Origin of the sequence: Enterobacteriaceae endosymbiont of Donacia proxima (genome assembly GCF_012569285.1) — a bacterium.
Classification (GTDB): Bacteria; Pseudomonadota; Gammaproteobacteria; order Enterobacterales; family Enterobacteriaceae.
This window is the reverse complement of sequence record NZ_CP046198.1, coordinates 398,629-413,733: the sequence shown is the minus strand read 5'-3', so window position 1 is coordinate 413,733 and position 15,105 is coordinate 398,629. Positions and strand designations below refer to the sequence as shown.

General features: G+C 19.0%; 15 protein-coding genes. 3 read left to right on the top strand and 12 right to left on the bottom strand.

Annotated elements, in window-relative coordinates:
- Positions 1–34: 34 nt before the first annotated feature.
- The 5 genes from rplS to GJT97_RS01985 are packed head-to-tail and all read right to left on the bottom strand — an operon-like array spanning position 35 to position 3,340.
- Entirely contained in the window at positions 35–391 is a 357-nt protein-coding gene (gene rplS, locus GJT97_RS02005) for a 50S ribosomal protein L19 (protein ID WP_169767816.1), read from the bottom strand.
- 18 nt (positions 392–409) lie between these two features.
- Positions 410–1,168 carry a tRNA (guanosine(37)-N1)-methyltransferase TrmD gene (gene trmD, locus GJT97_RS02000; RefSeq protein WP_169767815.1) on the bottom strand — a complete coding sequence of 253 codons (759 nt, stop codon included), beginning with the start codon at positions 1,166–1,168 and terminating at the stop codon, positions 410–412.
- Positions 1,169–1,191: 23 nt separating this feature from the next.
- Positions 1,192–1,716 carry a ribosome maturation factor RimM gene (gene rimM, locus GJT97_RS01995; protein ID WP_169767814.1) on the bottom strand — a complete coding sequence of 175 codons (525 nt, stop codon included), beginning with the start codon at positions 1,714–1,716 and terminating at the stop codon, positions 1,192–1,194.
- A 16-nt stretch (positions 1,717–1,732) separates the two neighbouring features.
- Positions 1,733–1,957 (bottom strand): 30S ribosomal protein S16, encoded by a 225-nt coding sequence (gene rpsP, locus GJT97_RS01990; protein ID WP_169767813.1) that lies wholly within the window; start codon positions 1,955–1,957, stop codon positions 1,733–1,735.
- A gap of 9 nt (positions 1,958–1,966) precedes the next feature.
- On the bottom strand, positions 1,967–3,340 hold the full coding sequence (locus GJT97_RS01985; protein ID WP_169767812.1) for a signal recognition particle protein: 1,374 nt from the start codon (positions 3,338–3,340) through the stop codon (positions 1,967–1,969).
- Positions 3,341–3,510: 170 nt separating this feature from the next.
- On the opposite strand from GJT97_RS01985, the gene GJT97_RS01980 reads away from it, so the two are divergent.
- Positions 3,511–4,257 (top strand): Nif3-like dinuclear metal center hexameric protein, encoded by a 747-nt coding sequence (locus GJT97_RS01980; protein WP_169767864.1) that lies wholly within the window; start codon positions 3,511–3,513, stop codon positions 4,255–4,257.
- Positions 4,258–4,336: 79 nt separating this feature from the next.
- A complete protein-coding gene (locus GJT97_RS01975) occupies positions 4,337–5,731 on the top strand; it encodes a basic amino acid/polyamine antiporter (RefSeq protein WP_169767811.1) in 1,395 nt (464 codons plus the stop codon).
- A gap of 58 nt (positions 5,732–5,789) precedes the next feature.
- Here the strand turns inward: GJT97_RS01975 and nrdB are convergent, their stop codons facing one another.
- The 4 genes from nrdB to priA all read right to left on the bottom strand — a co-directional run bounded on the left by nrdB (position 5,790) and on the right by priA (position 13,533).
- Entirely contained in the window at positions 5,790–6,920 is a 1,131-nt protein-coding gene (gene nrdB, locus GJT97_RS01970; protein ID WP_169767810.1) for a class Ia ribonucleoside-diphosphate reductase subunit beta, read from the bottom strand.
- Between the two features lie 36 nt (positions 6,921–6,956).
- On the bottom strand, positions 6,957–9,239 hold the full coding sequence (gene nrdA, locus GJT97_RS01965) for a class 1a ribonucleoside-diphosphate reductase subunit alpha (RefSeq protein ID WP_169767809.1): 2,283 nt from the start codon (positions 9,237–9,239) through the stop codon (positions 6,957–6,959).
- Positions 9,240–9,521: 282 nt separating this feature from the next.
- Positions 9,522–11,387, bottom strand: a complete 1,866-nt coding sequence (gene mnmG / locus GJT97_RS01960; protein WP_169767808.1) for a tRNA uridine-5-carboxymethylaminomethyl(34) synthesis enzyme MnmG — start codon at positions 11,385–11,387, stop codon at positions 9,522–9,524.
- 55 nt (positions 11,388–11,442) lie between these two features.
- Positions 11,443–13,533: a replication restart helicase PriA gene (priA, locus tag GJT97_RS01955; RefSeq protein ID WP_169767807.1), complete on the bottom strand. Its 2,091-nt coding sequence runs from the start codon at positions 13,531–13,533 to the stop codon at positions 11,443–11,445.
- Between the two features lie 94 nt (positions 13,534–13,627).
- On the opposite strand from priA, the gene rpmE reads away from it, so the two are divergent.
- Positions 13,628–13,849, top strand: a complete 222-nt coding sequence (gene rpmE / locus GJT97_RS01950) for a 50S ribosomal protein L31 (RefSeq protein ID WP_169767806.1) — start codon at positions 13,628–13,630, stop codon at positions 13,847–13,849.
- Between the two features lie 88 nt (positions 13,850–13,937).
- Here rpmE and rpmG read toward each other — a convergent pair whose 3' ends face one another.
- From rpmG to grpE, 3 genes are all read right to left on the bottom strand, one after another.
- The gene (rpmG, locus tag GJT97_RS01945; protein WP_169767805.1) at positions 13,938–14,102 is read right to left on the bottom strand and encodes a 50S ribosomal protein L33; all 165 of its coding nucleotides are present in this window, start codon (positions 14,100–14,102) and stop codon (positions 13,938–13,940) included.
- 14 nt (positions 14,103–14,116) lie between these two features.
- On the bottom strand, positions 14,117–14,335 hold the full coding sequence (gene rpmB, locus GJT97_RS01940) for a 50S ribosomal protein L28 (protein ID WP_169767804.1): 219 nt from the start codon (positions 14,333–14,335) through the stop codon (positions 14,117–14,119).
- 90 nt (positions 14,336–14,425) lie between these two features.
- Positions 14,426–15,105, bottom strand: a 680-nt coding sequence (grpE, locus tag GJT97_RS01935; RefSeq protein ID WP_169767803.1) for a nucleotide exchange factor GrpE, incomplete at its 5' end; no start/stop codon positions are given.

The following is a 15,105-nucleotide window of genomic DNA, read 5'->3' as shown; positions in this document are numbered from 1 at the left end:
TTATATAAAATATTTTTTATATAAAAATATTTTATTAAGTTAAACGTTCCTTAATACGTGCAGCTTTTCCTATTAATTTACGTAAATAGTATAACTTTGCTTTTCTTACATAACCTTTTTTTTTTATTTTAATATCATTAATTATTTTAGAATATAAAGAAAAAACACGTTCTATTCCAATAATATTGGATAATTTTCTGATAGTAAAAGAACAATTAAAACTATTTTTTTTCGAAATTGCAATTACGATACCTTCAAAAATTTGAATTCTTTTTTTTGAACCTTCTATAACCCAAATATGTATTTCTAATGTATCTCCAGGTCTAAATAATGGTAATTTTTTATAATTTTCAATTTGTTTTTGTTCAATATAATTAATAATATTATTCATTTATAATATTCCAAAGTATTATTTTTTTTTCAAATAAGTCTTTTTAAATTTACTAAATAAAAATTTTTCTTTTTCCGTTAATATTTTTTTTTTAAATAAATCTGGTCTTTTTAACCAAGTAAAACCTAATGATTGTTTTAATCTCCAATCTTTTATTTTTTGATGATTACCTGATATTAAAACTTTAGGAACATTATTATTTTTTAAATGTTTTAATGTTTTAGGTTTAGTATAATTAGGAAATCCTAATAATCCATTATTAAAGAAAGAATCTGTAGTACATGAAGATATTGTATTTAATACTCCAGGAATATTTCTTACTAAAGCATCTATTAAGACCATAGCTGGTAATTCTCCTCCACTAAGGATATAGTCTCCTATCGAAATTTCTTCATCTACAAAATTATTAATTACACGTTCATCTATACCTTTATATCTACCACAAATAAATATCATATTTTTATATGATAAAAGTTTTTTAATACAAGATAAATTTATTTGTTTTCCTTGAGGAGATAAAAAAATAATCTTTACATGATGTTTCATTTGTAATTTTGCTTGATAAATAGCTCTTATTAAAGGTTTTGCTTTTAAAATAACTCCTCCCCCTCCTCCATAAATTGAAGAATCTACTTTTTTATTTTTATTTTTAGTAAAATCTCGAAGATTAAAAATCTTAATATTTAATAGTTTTTTTTTTATACTTTTATTAATTAATCCATATTTTATAATTTCTTTAAACATTTCGGGAAATAAACTAATAATACTAATTAACATAATTATTTTTATTTTTAAATAAATTATATATCCCAGTTTACTTTAATAAGTTTATTAATTAAATCTATTTTTTTTATAATATTAGGTTCAATAAAAGGAATTAATATTTCTTTTTTACTAATTTTTAATTTATTAGGTTTAATAATAAGAACATCATATATTTTTAAATTTATTAAATCAATAACTTTACCTAAAAGGTAATTTTTATTAAAAACATAACATCCAATTATTTCATACCAATAATATTCTTTTGTATTTTTACATTTTTTTAATTCATTTTCAAAAATGAAAATTTTTTTATTAATCAAGTTTAAAATGTTATTAACATTATTTAAATTTTTAAATTTAACAATATAATTATTTTTATAAATTTTATATTTATAAAATTTTATAAAGTAAATATCTCCTATATTATTTTGTATAAATATTTTTTTATACAAAAAAATATTTTTTTTGTTTTGAGTATAAGAATATAATTTAATCCATCCTTTTATACCATAAATTTTACCAAATTTCCCTAAAATTACTTTTTTTTTTAAAATATTCATAAAAAAATGTACAGAATTATTTCACTAAACTATATACTCTGTTTGAAAGAATAGCTCCTTTAGATATCCAAAAATCCATTCTATTTTTATTAAATTGTAATTTTTTATTTAAATTTAAAGGATCAAAATAGCCTAATTTCTCTATAAAACGACCATCTCTAGAATTTCTACTGTTTGTAACAATTATTTGATAAAAAGGTTTTTTTCTAATTCCTTTTCTAGATAATCTAATTTTAACCATACATTATTCCTAATTTTTAGAATTAAATAAATTTTTTACATAATTAATTATTTTACCAAAATTATGATTTTTTTTCATTTTTTTAGTAACTAAATTCATTTGATTATATTGTTTTAGTATAACATTTATTCTAAAAATAGAAACTCCAGATCCTAATGATATTCTTTTTTTTCTAGAAAGGTTTAATATATCAACATTATTTTTTTCAAATTTAGTCATAGAATTTATAATTGCTTTGGTATTTTTTACAGTATTATTATCTATATTTAAAATATTTACAATTGGATTAGAAAAATTTTGAATATTATTTATTTTTATTTTATTTAAAAGATTAATAATGTTTTTATTACCTACTTGTTTTATTTGTTCTATCTGTTCTAAAAAATCTTGTAAATTTAATTTACTTTTATTTTTTAATTTTTCTATTAATTTTTTATTTTTTTGAAAATTAATTTTTTTTTTAATATTATCAATAATCGATAATTCAGAAGACATTCCTAATATTTTAGAAGCAATGATTTTAGGAGAAAATATTGACATATTATTTATTTTTTCTCCAGTACCAATAAATTTAATAGGTTTTTTTATTATATATTTAACTGATAAAATTGCTCCTCCTCTAGTATCACTATCAGTTTTAGTTAAAAATATTCCTGTAATAGGTAAAGTAGTATTAAATTTTTTAGCACTATTAATAGAATCTTGACCTGTCATAGCATCAACAGTAAAAATAGTTTCTATAGGAGATAATATATTAGAAATATCTTTTATTTCATTCATCATAAAATTATCTATATGAAGTCTACCTGCTGTATCAATAATTAATATATCATAAAAATTTTTTTTAGCATAATTTAGTGCTTTTTGAGAAATATCTTTTGGAAATAAATTATTTTTTACATCAAAATAATCAACTTTTATTTTATCTGCTAAAATTTTTAATTGTTTCATAGCAGCAGGTCTATATACATCTGTTGATGTAACAATAATTTTTTTTTTATATTTTTTTTTTAAAAAATATGCTAATTTTATTACACTTGTTGTTTTACCAACTCCTTGTAATCCAATAAATAAAATTATAGCAGGAGGTTTAGTTGCTAAATTAATATTATTATCAGAAGAATCTATGATTTTAATTAAATTTTTATATACTAATTTTATAAATTCTTGTCCTGGAGTAAAATTATTATTAATTTTTTTACCAATAGAATCTTTTTTAAGATTTTTAATAAATTTTTTAATAACTTCTAAAGCAACATCTGCTTCTAATAAATTATTATAGATTTTATCTAAAGTTTCTTGTATATTTTTTTCTGTTAAACGTCCATAATTTCTTATTTTTAATAATGTTCTAGATAATTTTTTACTTAGATTTTTAAACATAAAAAATTCCTTATATATATTTTTAAAATATTAAATTTTATTTGTTTATAACATATATTTTTTTTAAAATTAAAATGTAATATATTTATTTTAAAAAAAATATTTAATTATATAAAATATAAATGATTATATATATTAATTATATTAATAAAAAAAAGTTAATTAATATGATAAAAAATATAATATTAGAAAAAATAATTAATAATAAATTACAAAATAATTTAAACATAAAAGATTATATTCCTAATGGTTTACAAATAGAAGGGAAAAAATATATAAAAAATATTATACTGGGAGTAAGTATTTGTCAACAATTATTAAATATTGCCGTTAAACTTAAAGCTGATGCTATTATTGTTCATCATGGTTTTTTTTGGAAAAATGAATCTTCAGTTATTAAAGGTTTTAAAAAAAAAAGAATATATACATTATTAATAAATAATATTAATTTATATAGTTGGCATATTCCTTTAGATATTAACGAAAAAATAGGAAATAATATTTATTTAGCTAAAATTTTAGATATAAATATACAAGGCAAAATTAATCCTTTTATTTTTTATGGATATTTAAAAAATAAAATTAGTATTAAAAAATTTCTTTTAAAAATTAAAAATAAATTAAATCGTATCCCATTACATTTCGGAAAAAATGCACCTAAAAAAATTTATAAAATTGCTTGGTGTAGTGGAGCAGGACAAAAATTTTTAGGAAAAGTTTTACACTATAAAGTAGATGTATTTTTAACAGGAGAAATGTCAGAAATGAATTTTCACATCGCAAATGAAAATAAAATTCATTTTATTAGTGCAGGACATCATGTAACAGAAAGAGGCGGAGTTATTATGCTAAGTAAATGGTTAAAAAAAAAATTTAAATTAAAAACTAATTTTATAGATATATATAATCCAATATAAAAATTTTAAATGAATTTTATTTTCAATAAAATTTTATTTATATAAATAAAATTTTATTAATATAATTAAAGGAATTGTTTTGAATAAAAAATTAAATTTAATAGCACTTACATCATTAGTACTTAGTTCTATGTTAGGTGCTGGAGTATTTAGTTTACCCCAAAATATGGCTATAATTGCAAGTCCTTTAGCTTTAATAATAGGTTGGAGTATAACTGGTATAGGTATTATTTTTTTAGCTTTATCTTTATTATTACTTAATAAATTAGAACCTAATTTACAAGGAGGTATTTTTTCTTATGCTAAAAATGGATTTGGTAATTTAATCGGATTTTATTCTGTATGGGGATATTGGTTATGTGCTGTTATTGCTAATATTTCTTATTTAATAATTGTATTTTCTGCAATAGGTATTTTAATCGATACTCCAAATCATATTATTTTTGGCTGTGGAAATACATGGATATCTATCCTAGGAGCTTCTATATTATTATGGATAATCCATTTTTTATTGTTAAAAGGAACTGAAACTGCTTCTAATATAAATATAATTACTACATTATGTAAATTAATTCCTTTAAGTATTTTTATAATTTTAGTTTGTATATTTTTTAATTTTAAATTATTTAGTTTAGATTTGTTAGGATTACAAACAAAAATTTCTATCTTTAAACAAGTTAAAGATACTATGTTAATTACTTTATGGGTATTTATTGGTTTAGAAGGCGCTGTTATTCTTTCAAATAAAGCAAAAAATTCTAAAGATGTAGGAAAAGCAACATTGTTAGCAATTTTTATTGCTTTGTTTATATATTTACTTGTAACTTTATTACCTTTTGGTATTATGTCTAGATCTGATCTAGCTGCAATAAAAAATCCTTCTATGGCTAGTATTATGACTTTTTTGATTGGGAAATGGGGAGATATTTTTATTGCTTTAGGATTAATTATATCAGTATGTGGAGCATATCTTAGTTGGACTATAATGGCAGCAGAAGTACCTTGGATAGCTGCTAAAAATAAAATTTTTCCTAAAATATTATCTAAACAAAACAGTTATCAAGCTCCATCATATGCTTTATGGTTTACTAATATTAGTATGCAAATATGTTTAATATTAATTTGGATAACCAAAATAAATTATAATAAATTATTAACTATTGCATCTGAAATGATATTAGTACCATATTTTTTAGTTGGTGCTTATTTAATAAAAGTTTCTTATAGAAAAAAAATAAATAAATTAAATTTATTTATTGGAATAGGTTCTTGTATTTATTCAATTTGGTTATTATATGCTGCAGGATTTATAAATTTATTATTATCTTTAATATTATATACACCCGGGTTAATATTTTTAATATTAATTAAGATTAATAATCCAAAAATTTTTGTTTTAAATAAAATAGAAAAATTATTATGTTTTATTTTATTTATTGCATTTCTTTATGCTGTATATTTTTTATTAAATTAAAATTTTAAAATAAAATATATCATGACTATTATATATAGTAGTCATGATATTATTAGAATTAAAGTTTAAAATTTTTAAATTCTTGAATATTTACAGAAGAATCTATCTGTCCTATTAGATATGAACTGATTTCTACTTCTTGAGGAGCTACTTGTACATTATCCGATAATAACCAAGAATTAATCCATGGAAGAGGGTTTTTTTTTATTTTAAAAGGTGATTTTAAACCTACTTTTTCCATTCTAACATTAGTAATATATTCTATATATTGACATAATATATTTTTATTTAAACCTATCATTGAACCATTAGAAAATAAATATTCAGCCCATTGTTGCTCTTGTATAGAAGCATCAATAAATAATTTATAACATTGTTTTTCACATTCAAGAGCAATTTTTGCCATTTCTTTATCTTCTTCTCCTTTTCTCATACTATTAATTATATATTGTGTACCTATTAAATGTAAATATTCATCACGTGCTATAAATTTAATAATTTTAGCATTTCCTTCCATTAATTCTCTTTCAGCAAAAGCAAATGAACAAGCAAAACTTACATAAAATCTTATTGCTTCTAAAATATTAACATTCATTAAACATAAATATAGTTTTTTTTTTAAATCATATAAATTAATTTTAATTTTTTTTTTTTTAAATAAAAAAGTATTTTCACCAAATAAATGCCAATAATTAGTCATTTCAATAAGTTCGTCATAATATTTAATAATATCTTTTGTCCTCAAAAGAATATTATTATTAGTAATAATATCATTAAATATGATTGATGGGTCATTTACAATATTTCTGATTATATGAGTATAAGATCTAGAATGTATTGTTTCAAAAAATGACCAAGTTTCCACCCATGTTTCTAATTCTGGAATAGAAATTAAAGGAAGTAAAGCTATATTAGGACTACGGCCTTGAATTGAATCTAATAAAGTTTGATATTTTAAATTACTAATAAATATATGTTTTTCATTTTTTGGTAAATTTTGATAATGAATACGATCATATGATATATCTATTTCTTCAGGTCTCCAAAAAAAACTTAATTGTTTTTCAATTAACTTTTCAAAAATTTGATGTTTTTGTTGATCATAACGTGCAATATTTACAGATTGTCCAAAAAACATAGGTTCTTTTAATTGATCATTTTTTTTTTTCGAAAAAGTAGTATAACTCATTTTATTATCCAAAGAAAAATTTAAAATTATTTAAAACTAAATTATGCACGAACCATTTGAACATATATTATTTTCTTCTATAATATTATTATTATAAATATTCTGGGCTCCATCTCTAGTATTTTGATAATATAAAGTTTTTATACCTAATTTATAAGAAATTAATAAATCATATAATAATTGTTTCATTGGTATTTTATTTTTTTTAAAACGAGTAGGATCATAGTTAATATTTGAAGAAATAGATTGATCAATAAATTTTTGTATTATACCTATTAAATTTAAATATCCGTTATTATTTGGAATATTCCATAATAATTCATATTTTTTTTTTAATTTTAAAAATTCAGGAACTACTTGTTTTAAAGTACCATTTTTAGATGCTTTTATACTAATAAAACCTCTAGGTGGCTCTATACCATTAGTAGCATTTGATATTTGAGATGAAGTTTCAGAAGGCATTATAGCAGATAATGTAGAATTACGTAATCCATATTTTTTTATATCTTGTCTTAATTTTTCCCAATTATAATGTAATTTTTCTGTATGAATATTATCTACATATTTTTTATATGTATCTATAGGTAAAATTCCCATTGAATAATTTGTTTCATTAAACAATGGACAATAACCTTCAATTTTTGCTAAATTATTAGATGCTTGTAATAAATAATATTGTATTGTTTCAAATGTTCTATGTGTTAAATTATTTGCACTGTTATCAGAATAACGTACATTATTTTTTGCTAAATAATAAGCAAAATTAATAACTCCTATACCTAAAGATCTACGGCCTAAAGCTGAATTTTTTGCTGCAGGAATTAAATATTCTTGATAGTCTAATAAACAATTTAATGCTCTTACAATTAAATCTGATAAATTTTCGATCTCATTTAGGTTTTTAATTTTTCCTAAATTAAATGCTGCTAAAGTACATATTCCTATTTCTCCTTTAGGATCATTAATATTATTTAGTATTTTAGTGGGTAAAGTAACTTCTAAACAAAGATTTGATTGTTTTATTGGGGCTATTCCAGGATTAAAAGCGGAATGTGTATTACAATGATCAACATTTTGAATATATATTCTTCCTGTTGAAGTACGTTCTTGCATCATTAATGTAAATAAATTAACGGCATTAATAATTTTTTTTCTAATTTTATTGTTTTTTTCATATTTTTTATAAAGATTATCAAATTTTTTTTGATCTGAAAAAAAATACTCATATAAATCAGGAACATCTGAAGGATTAAATAAAGTAATTTTTTCTCCATTAATTAAACGTTGATATAATAATCTATTAATTTGTACACAATAATCAAGATGTCTTACTCTATTATCTTCTACTCCTCTATTATTTTTTAATACTAATAAATTATTTATTTCTAAATGCCATAAAGGATAAAATAATGTTCCTGCTCCTCCTCTTACTCCTCCTTGAGAACATGATTTAATAGCAGTTTGAAAATGTTTATAAAAAGGAATACAACCTGTATGGAATGCTTCTCCATGTCTAATAGAACTTCCTAAAGCTCGTATACGTCCTCCATTAATACCGATTCCTGCTTTTTGAGACACATATTTTACTATACTACTAGTTGTAGCATTAATAGAATCGATATTATCGCCGCATTCGATTAAAATACATGAACTAAATTGTTTAGTTAAAGTACGTACTCCAGACATTATAGGTGTTGGTAAAGAAATTCTAAAAGTAGAAATAGCATCATAAAAATTTTTAATATAATATATTCTTTTATTCGTAGGATATTGAGAAAATAAACAAGCGGCAATTAATATATATAGAAATTGAGCACTTTCATAAATTTTACCTGTTATTCTATCTTTTACTAAATATTTTCCTTCTAATTGTTTTACTGCTGCATATGAAAAATTCATATCACGATTATGATCAAGAAATTTTTCCATAATTAAAAAATCTTTTTTAGTATATTTTTTTAAAAGTAATGAATCATATTTTTTTAAAAAAATCATATTTTTTACATGATTGTATAATTTTGGGGGGGTAAATGTTCCATATGCTTCTTTTCTTAAATATGATATAGCTAATCTAGCGGCCATATATTGATAATCAGGATTTTTTTCTGAAATAAGATCTGCTGTAATTTTTATTATAATATTATGAATTTTTACTGTACTAATTTTATTATATAATTGTAAACATAATTTTTTTTTAATTTCTAAAAAAGATATATTTTTTAAATTTTGAGCAGTATGAGTTAATAAAACATTTATTTTTTTCATATTTATTAATTCTTTACATTTATTTCTTTTAATAACGAATAAATTTTTTTTCATATATAATGCCTTTTAAAATAAAAAATATTTATAATATTTATTAAATTAATCTTAAAATTTAATTAATTAAAAATTAAAAAATAATTTTATTCAATAATAATTAATTAATTAAATTAGAAAGATAATTAATATTATTATCTTTATTTGTTTTAGTATAGTATTTTTATAATTATAAGGATTTTGTATATACAAAAAGAAATAATATATTATAAATATATAATATTTTATTTTTTAGAAAATAAAATTTATATAGTTTATAACTAAACAATAAATTTATTTTAATCATTTATTTCTTAATAAAAAAATCATGAGTATTGAAATATCTGCTGGTGTAATACCAGGTATTCTTGAAGCTTGTCCAAGTGTATAAGGTTTGTAATAATTAAATTTATCTATTGCTTCATGAGATAAACTTTTAATTTTGTTAAATTTAATATTTATAGGTATTAATATTTTTTCATTTTTTTTTTGTTTTTTTATATGTTTTTCTTGTCTTTTAATATATCCTTGATATTTTAATTGTGTTTCAATATATTCAAAAATTTCTATTTTATTTTCATCAAAAGTAAGTATATCTAATTTTATTAGATCTTTATAACTTATTTCAGAACGTTTTAATAAAGTTAAACCATTAATATTTCCTATGTTATTATTTTTTAATAAATATTTAAATTTTTTTTGATTCAAATTAATAGAAAAATTTTTCATTTTTTGATATTCTTGTTCAATATTTTCTAACTTTTCATTAAATTTTTTCCAACGAAAATCATCTACTAAACCAAGTTTACGTCCTATTTCTGTTAATCTTATATCAGCATTATTTTCTCTTAATAATAATCTATATTCTGCTCTTGATGTAAACATACGATAAGGTTCTTTTGTTCCTAAAGTACATAGATCATCTAATAAAACTCCTATATATGCTTGATTTCTTAATGGATACCATTGTTTTTTATTATCTATTAAAAGAGAAGCATTTAATCCTGCTATTAATCCTTGTGCAGCTGCTTCTTCATAACCAGTAGTTCCATTAATTTGTCCTGCAAAAAATAATCCTTCTATAAATTTACTTTCCATTGTAAGTTTTAATCCTCTAGGATCATAAAAATCATATTCTACAGCATATCCTGGTCTCGTAATATATGCATTTTCTAAACCTTTAATTGATTTTATAATTAAAAATTGTATATTAAATGGTAGACTAGTAGAAATTCCATTAGGATATATTTCATGAGTAGAAATTCCTTCTGGTTCTAAAAAAATTTGATGTTTTTCTTTATTTGGAAATCTAATAATTTTATCTTCAATAGACGGACAATATCTAGGACCTTTAGCTTTTATTAAGCCATTATATATAGGACTTTTTCTGATATTATTTAATATAATTTGATGTGTTTTTTTATTAGTACATGTAATGTAACAAGGTAATTGTTTAGGATGTTGTTTAACATTCCCAATATAAGAAAAATATGGTAACGGGTTATCACTATTTTGTATTTCTAATTTAGAAAAATTAATACTTCTTTTATCAAGGCGAGGAGGAGTTCCTGTTTTTAATCTTCCTTTATTAATTGGCAATTCATTTAAACAATTAGCTAAATTAATAGATGAAATATCGTTAATTCTCCCTCCAGTATATTTATTATTTAGCCCAATATAAATTTTACCATTTAAAAAAGTACCAGTAGTTAAAATCACAACTTTTGAATTAATAATATCATTATTTATAGTTATTATACCAGTTACTTTATAATTTTTAATTATAATTTTTTTTACTTCTTGTTGAAAAATAATTAAATTTTTTTCTTTTTGTAATAAATATTTTACTTGAGTTTTATATAATTCTCTATCTGTTTGTGCTCTCGTAGATCTAACAGCTGGTCCTTTACTATGATTAAGTATTTTAAAGTTAATACCAGAATAATCAGTTGCAATTGCCATAATGCCATTTAATGCATCTATTTCTTTTACTAAATGACTTTTACCAATACCTCCTATTGCTGGATTACAAGACATTTGTCCAATTGTATCTATATTATTTGTGATTAAAAGAGTTTTTTTTTTCATTTTAGCACTAGCACAAGCTGCTTCTGTACCTGCATGTCCTCCACCTATAACTATTACATCAAATGTATTAAAATAACACATAAAATTATATACCTAATTAAAAAATTTTTAGTTGTTTTATATTTAAAACTAATAATTAAATTGGATCAACATTAATAATAAATTTAATTTTTTTAAAAAAAATAATTTTTTTTATAATTAAAAAAATATAATTTATAATTGATTGTAATCTTTTTTTAAAAAGATGTTGTAAAATTAATTGTTTTCTAAAAAAACCTTTTCTTTTACGTTGTTTTAATGATAATGGACCAATAATAATAAAATCTTTTTCATTTATATACTTTCCTATTATTTTTTTTTTTAAAATATTTAAAAAATTTAATAAAATTATTTTATTTTTAGATTCAAAAACTATAGAAATATGTTTAGTAAAAGGAGGTAATAACATCTTTTTTCTTTCTTTTAAAAGAAGATTAGTCATATCATGATAATTTTTATATTCTTTAAAAATTTTTAAAAATATTTCATTTTGTGGATAAAATGTTTGAATAATAACCATTTTTTTTTTTTTATCTAAATGATTATTTAATATATTAAAAATATTTTGTATAAAATATTCTGTAGTTTTAAAATTTTTAGAAAATAAAATATTATCTATATTAAAAAATATAATTAAACTATTTTTTAAAAAAGAAAAATATTCTTTATATAAAATTTGAGACGAAACAATTATTAATGGTTTTGTATTATCAATAAGTAAAATTTTTTTTAAAAAATTATTATTGTTTATATTTAAAATTAATATATTTGGGAAAATGTTATGTAACAATTCAATTAATTGTTCTGTACCAATACCTATTGGTATAAAAAAATTTTTTTTACAAAATGGACATGCAGTAAACATATCAATAGTTTTTTTACAACAATAACAGTATAATTTCCAGATTTTTTTATAAAAAATAAAATTATTATTACAATCTATACATTTTAAAATTTTTTGACAAAAATTACATAAGATATTAATTGAATATCCAATATACTTATAGTATATAATAATTTGTTCTTTATTTTTAATACATTTAAATATTATTTGTATTAATATTTTAGAAAAAAATTGTGATTTAAATATTTTTTTATTTTTATCTAATATTAAAAATTTAAAAAAATGTTTATATAATATTGTTATATTATTTTTAAATAAAAATTTATATTTACCAATATTAATATAATATATGGTTTCTATATTTAATGTATTAGAATTTAATATTATCGGAATATTTTCTGTTTTAGCTCTTAAAATAGCTATATTTCTTATATTATATTTATATATATTCGTTTTTCTATATATAAAATTATGTTCTTCTGTTAGGATTATTAATCCTAATTGTAGAAATTGTGTAAAAATAGAAAATTTAGTACCTATAATAATAGGTATTATACCATTTTTAATGCTTTTCCATATTAGTAATGTTTTTTTATTAGTAAAATTTGAGTATAATAAACAAATATGTATATCTAATTTAGATAAAAAATATTCATATAGCTCAAAAAAGAAATAATATTGAGGAACTATTATTAGTATCTGTTTTTTTTGTAATAAAATTTTTTTAATAATATTTAAATATATATTAATTTTTTCAAGGAAAATAATATTATTTTGTGTTACCCAAACAAAAAATTTATTTTTATAATATTTTTCTTCAAATTTTTTTAAAATATTTTGTATATCTTTCTTATAAAAATTATTATTTTTTTTTTTTTGAATAAAATTAAATTTCTTATTATTAAATATAAGATTAATTTTTTTTATTTTTTTAAAATTACAATATTTTATAATTTTACTATTATTTAAAAAAATAATCTTTTTTATTTGTAAAATATCTAATTTTTCTATAAGAAATTCATTTTTTTTTCTAAAAAAAATAGGTAATATTTGAAATAAAATACTTCCGATTGGATATTGATAATATTGAGAAATTTTTTTCGCGAAATTTAATATTAAAAAATTAAAAAGTGATTTTTTATCCAAAATTTTAGATATATATTTTAATTTATCTAGAGATTTTTTAGAAGAATAAGTAATTTTTATTACTATACCTATATAATTTTTTTTTTTAATTGATATTAAAACTCTACATCCAATAGAAATAATAACATTTTTTGGTAATAAATAATCAAATTCATTATTTATAATAGAATTATTAATTACTACTTTAATAATTTTCATAATTTAAAATTTTTATTTTTTTGTAAAATTTACTTGTAATAAAATTTTTTATTTATAAAATAAATAAATTACTTTTAATGAAAAATAAATATATATGAAAAAAAATATTCACCCTCAATGTAATAATATTACAGCTAAATGTTCATGCGGTAACTTAATTAATATTAAATCAACTTTAAAAAATAATAAAGAATTAAATTTAGATGTTTGTTATTTATGTCATCCTTTTTATACAGGAAAACAAAAAATAACAGACAATAAAGGACGTGTTGAAAAATTTAGAAAAAAATTTAAAAATTTTCAAATATTTAAATAAAAATTTTTTTTTAAAAAAGTTATATTAAAATTAATCAATAATGATTAATTAAAGAATCATTATTGATTAACAATTAATAAAAAATTTTTTATTTAATTTTTTTTTCTCTATATAAAATATGTTTTCTTAGTAAAGGATCATATTTTTTAACTAATAATTTTTTTGTATTTTTTCTATTTTTAGTAGTAGTATAAAAATGTCCAGTTTTAGCAGATGAAATTAATTTAATTATTACACGTTTTTTTTTCGCCATAAAGTTATTAACCTTTATTTTCTATTAAATTTAATATTTTCTATTCCTTTTTTATTAATTAATCTTATTCCTTTTGCAGATACTCTTAAAGTAATAAATTTTTTTTCTTTAATTAACCAAAATTTATGATAATGAATATTTGGTGAAAATTTTCTTTTAGTTGCATTCATCGCATGAGAACGATTATTACCTTTTATTGTTTTTTTATTAGTTATTTGACAAATTTTAGTCATTTATTAATTCCTTAATAATTTTTAATTATTAAAATAATAATATGTTCATTTATTATATAATAATTAATAAACATATTATTAATATTTATATTAATTATTTATATTTTCTTTTTTTTTAGATACAATAACCATTGCAGGTCTTAATAATCTTTTATTAAGGATATATCCTTTTTGTAAAATTTTTATTATATAATTTTCTTTTATTTTATCTGATCCAATTATTGACATTGCCTGATGTTTAGATGGATCAAAAGGTATATTAATTTCATTTATAATTGTTACACCAAATTTTTTAATTAAAATTATTAATAATTTTAAAGTTAATTTAATTCCTTCTATTATTGAAATTTTAAAAGAATTTTCTTTATGTATTTTTAATTCTAACGATCTCTCTAGATTATCTATTACAGGTAATAATTCATAAATAAATTTTTCTAAAGAAAATTTATATGCATTTGCTATATCTAAAGTTGATCTACGTCTTATATTTTCTATTTCAGATTGGGAACGTAATTTTAAATCCCATATTTTTTGTTTTACTGTTTTTATTTTATCTTTTAATTCAAAAATTCTTATTTTTAATAAATCATTTTTTTCTTTAAAATATTCAATTGTATATTTTTTTTTACATTTATTTATAAATAAATTATGATTTATATCATTTTTATCTAGTTCTGTACTGTTTTCAACACTATCATTTTTATCTAGTTCTGTACTGTTTTCAACACTATCATTTTTATCTAGTTCTGTACTGTTTTCAACACTATCAT

Coding starts and splice junctions, on each gene's coding strand:
- rplS (WP_169767816.1), bottom strand. CDS start 391: ATGAATAATATTATTAATTATATTGAACAAAAACAAATTGAAAATTAT.
- trmD (WP_169767815.1), bottom strand. CDS start 1,168: ATGTTAATTAGTATTATTAGTTTATTTCCCGAAATGTTTAAAGAAATT.
- rimM (WP_169767814.1), bottom strand. CDS start 1,716: ATGAATATTTTAAAAAAAAAAGTAATTTTAGGGAAATTTGGTAAAATT.
- rpsP (WP_169767813.1), bottom strand. CDS start 1,957: ATGGTTAAAATTAGATTATCTAGAAAAGGAATTAGAAAAAAACCTTTT.
- GJT97_RS01985 (WP_169767812.1), bottom strand. CDS start 3,340: ATGTTTAAAAATCTAAGTAAAAAATTATCTAGAACATTATTAAAAATA.
- nrdB (WP_169767810.1), bottom strand. CDS start 6,920: ATGAGTTATACTACTTTTTCGAAAAAAAAAAATGATCAATTAAAAGAA.
- nrdA (WP_169767809.1), bottom strand. CDS start 9,239: ATGAAAAAAAATTTATTCGTTATTAAAAGAAATAAATGTAAAGAATTA.
- mnmG (WP_169767808.1), bottom strand. CDS start 11,387: ATGTGTTATTTTAATACATTTGATGTAATAGTTATAGGTGGAGGACAT.
- priA (WP_169767807.1), bottom strand. CDS start 13,533: ATGAAAATTATTAAAGTAGTAATTAATAATTCTATTATAAATAATGAA.
- rpmE (WP_169767806.1), top strand. CDS start 13,628: ATGAAAAAAAATATTCACCCTCAATGTAATAATATTACAGCTAAATGT.
- rpmG (WP_169767805.1), bottom strand. CDS start 14,102: ATGGCGAAAAAAAAACGTGTAATAATTAAATTAATTTCATCTGCTAAA.
- rpmB (WP_169767804.1), bottom strand. CDS start 14,335: ATGACTAAAATTTGTCAAATAACTAATAAAAAAACAATAAAAGGTAAT.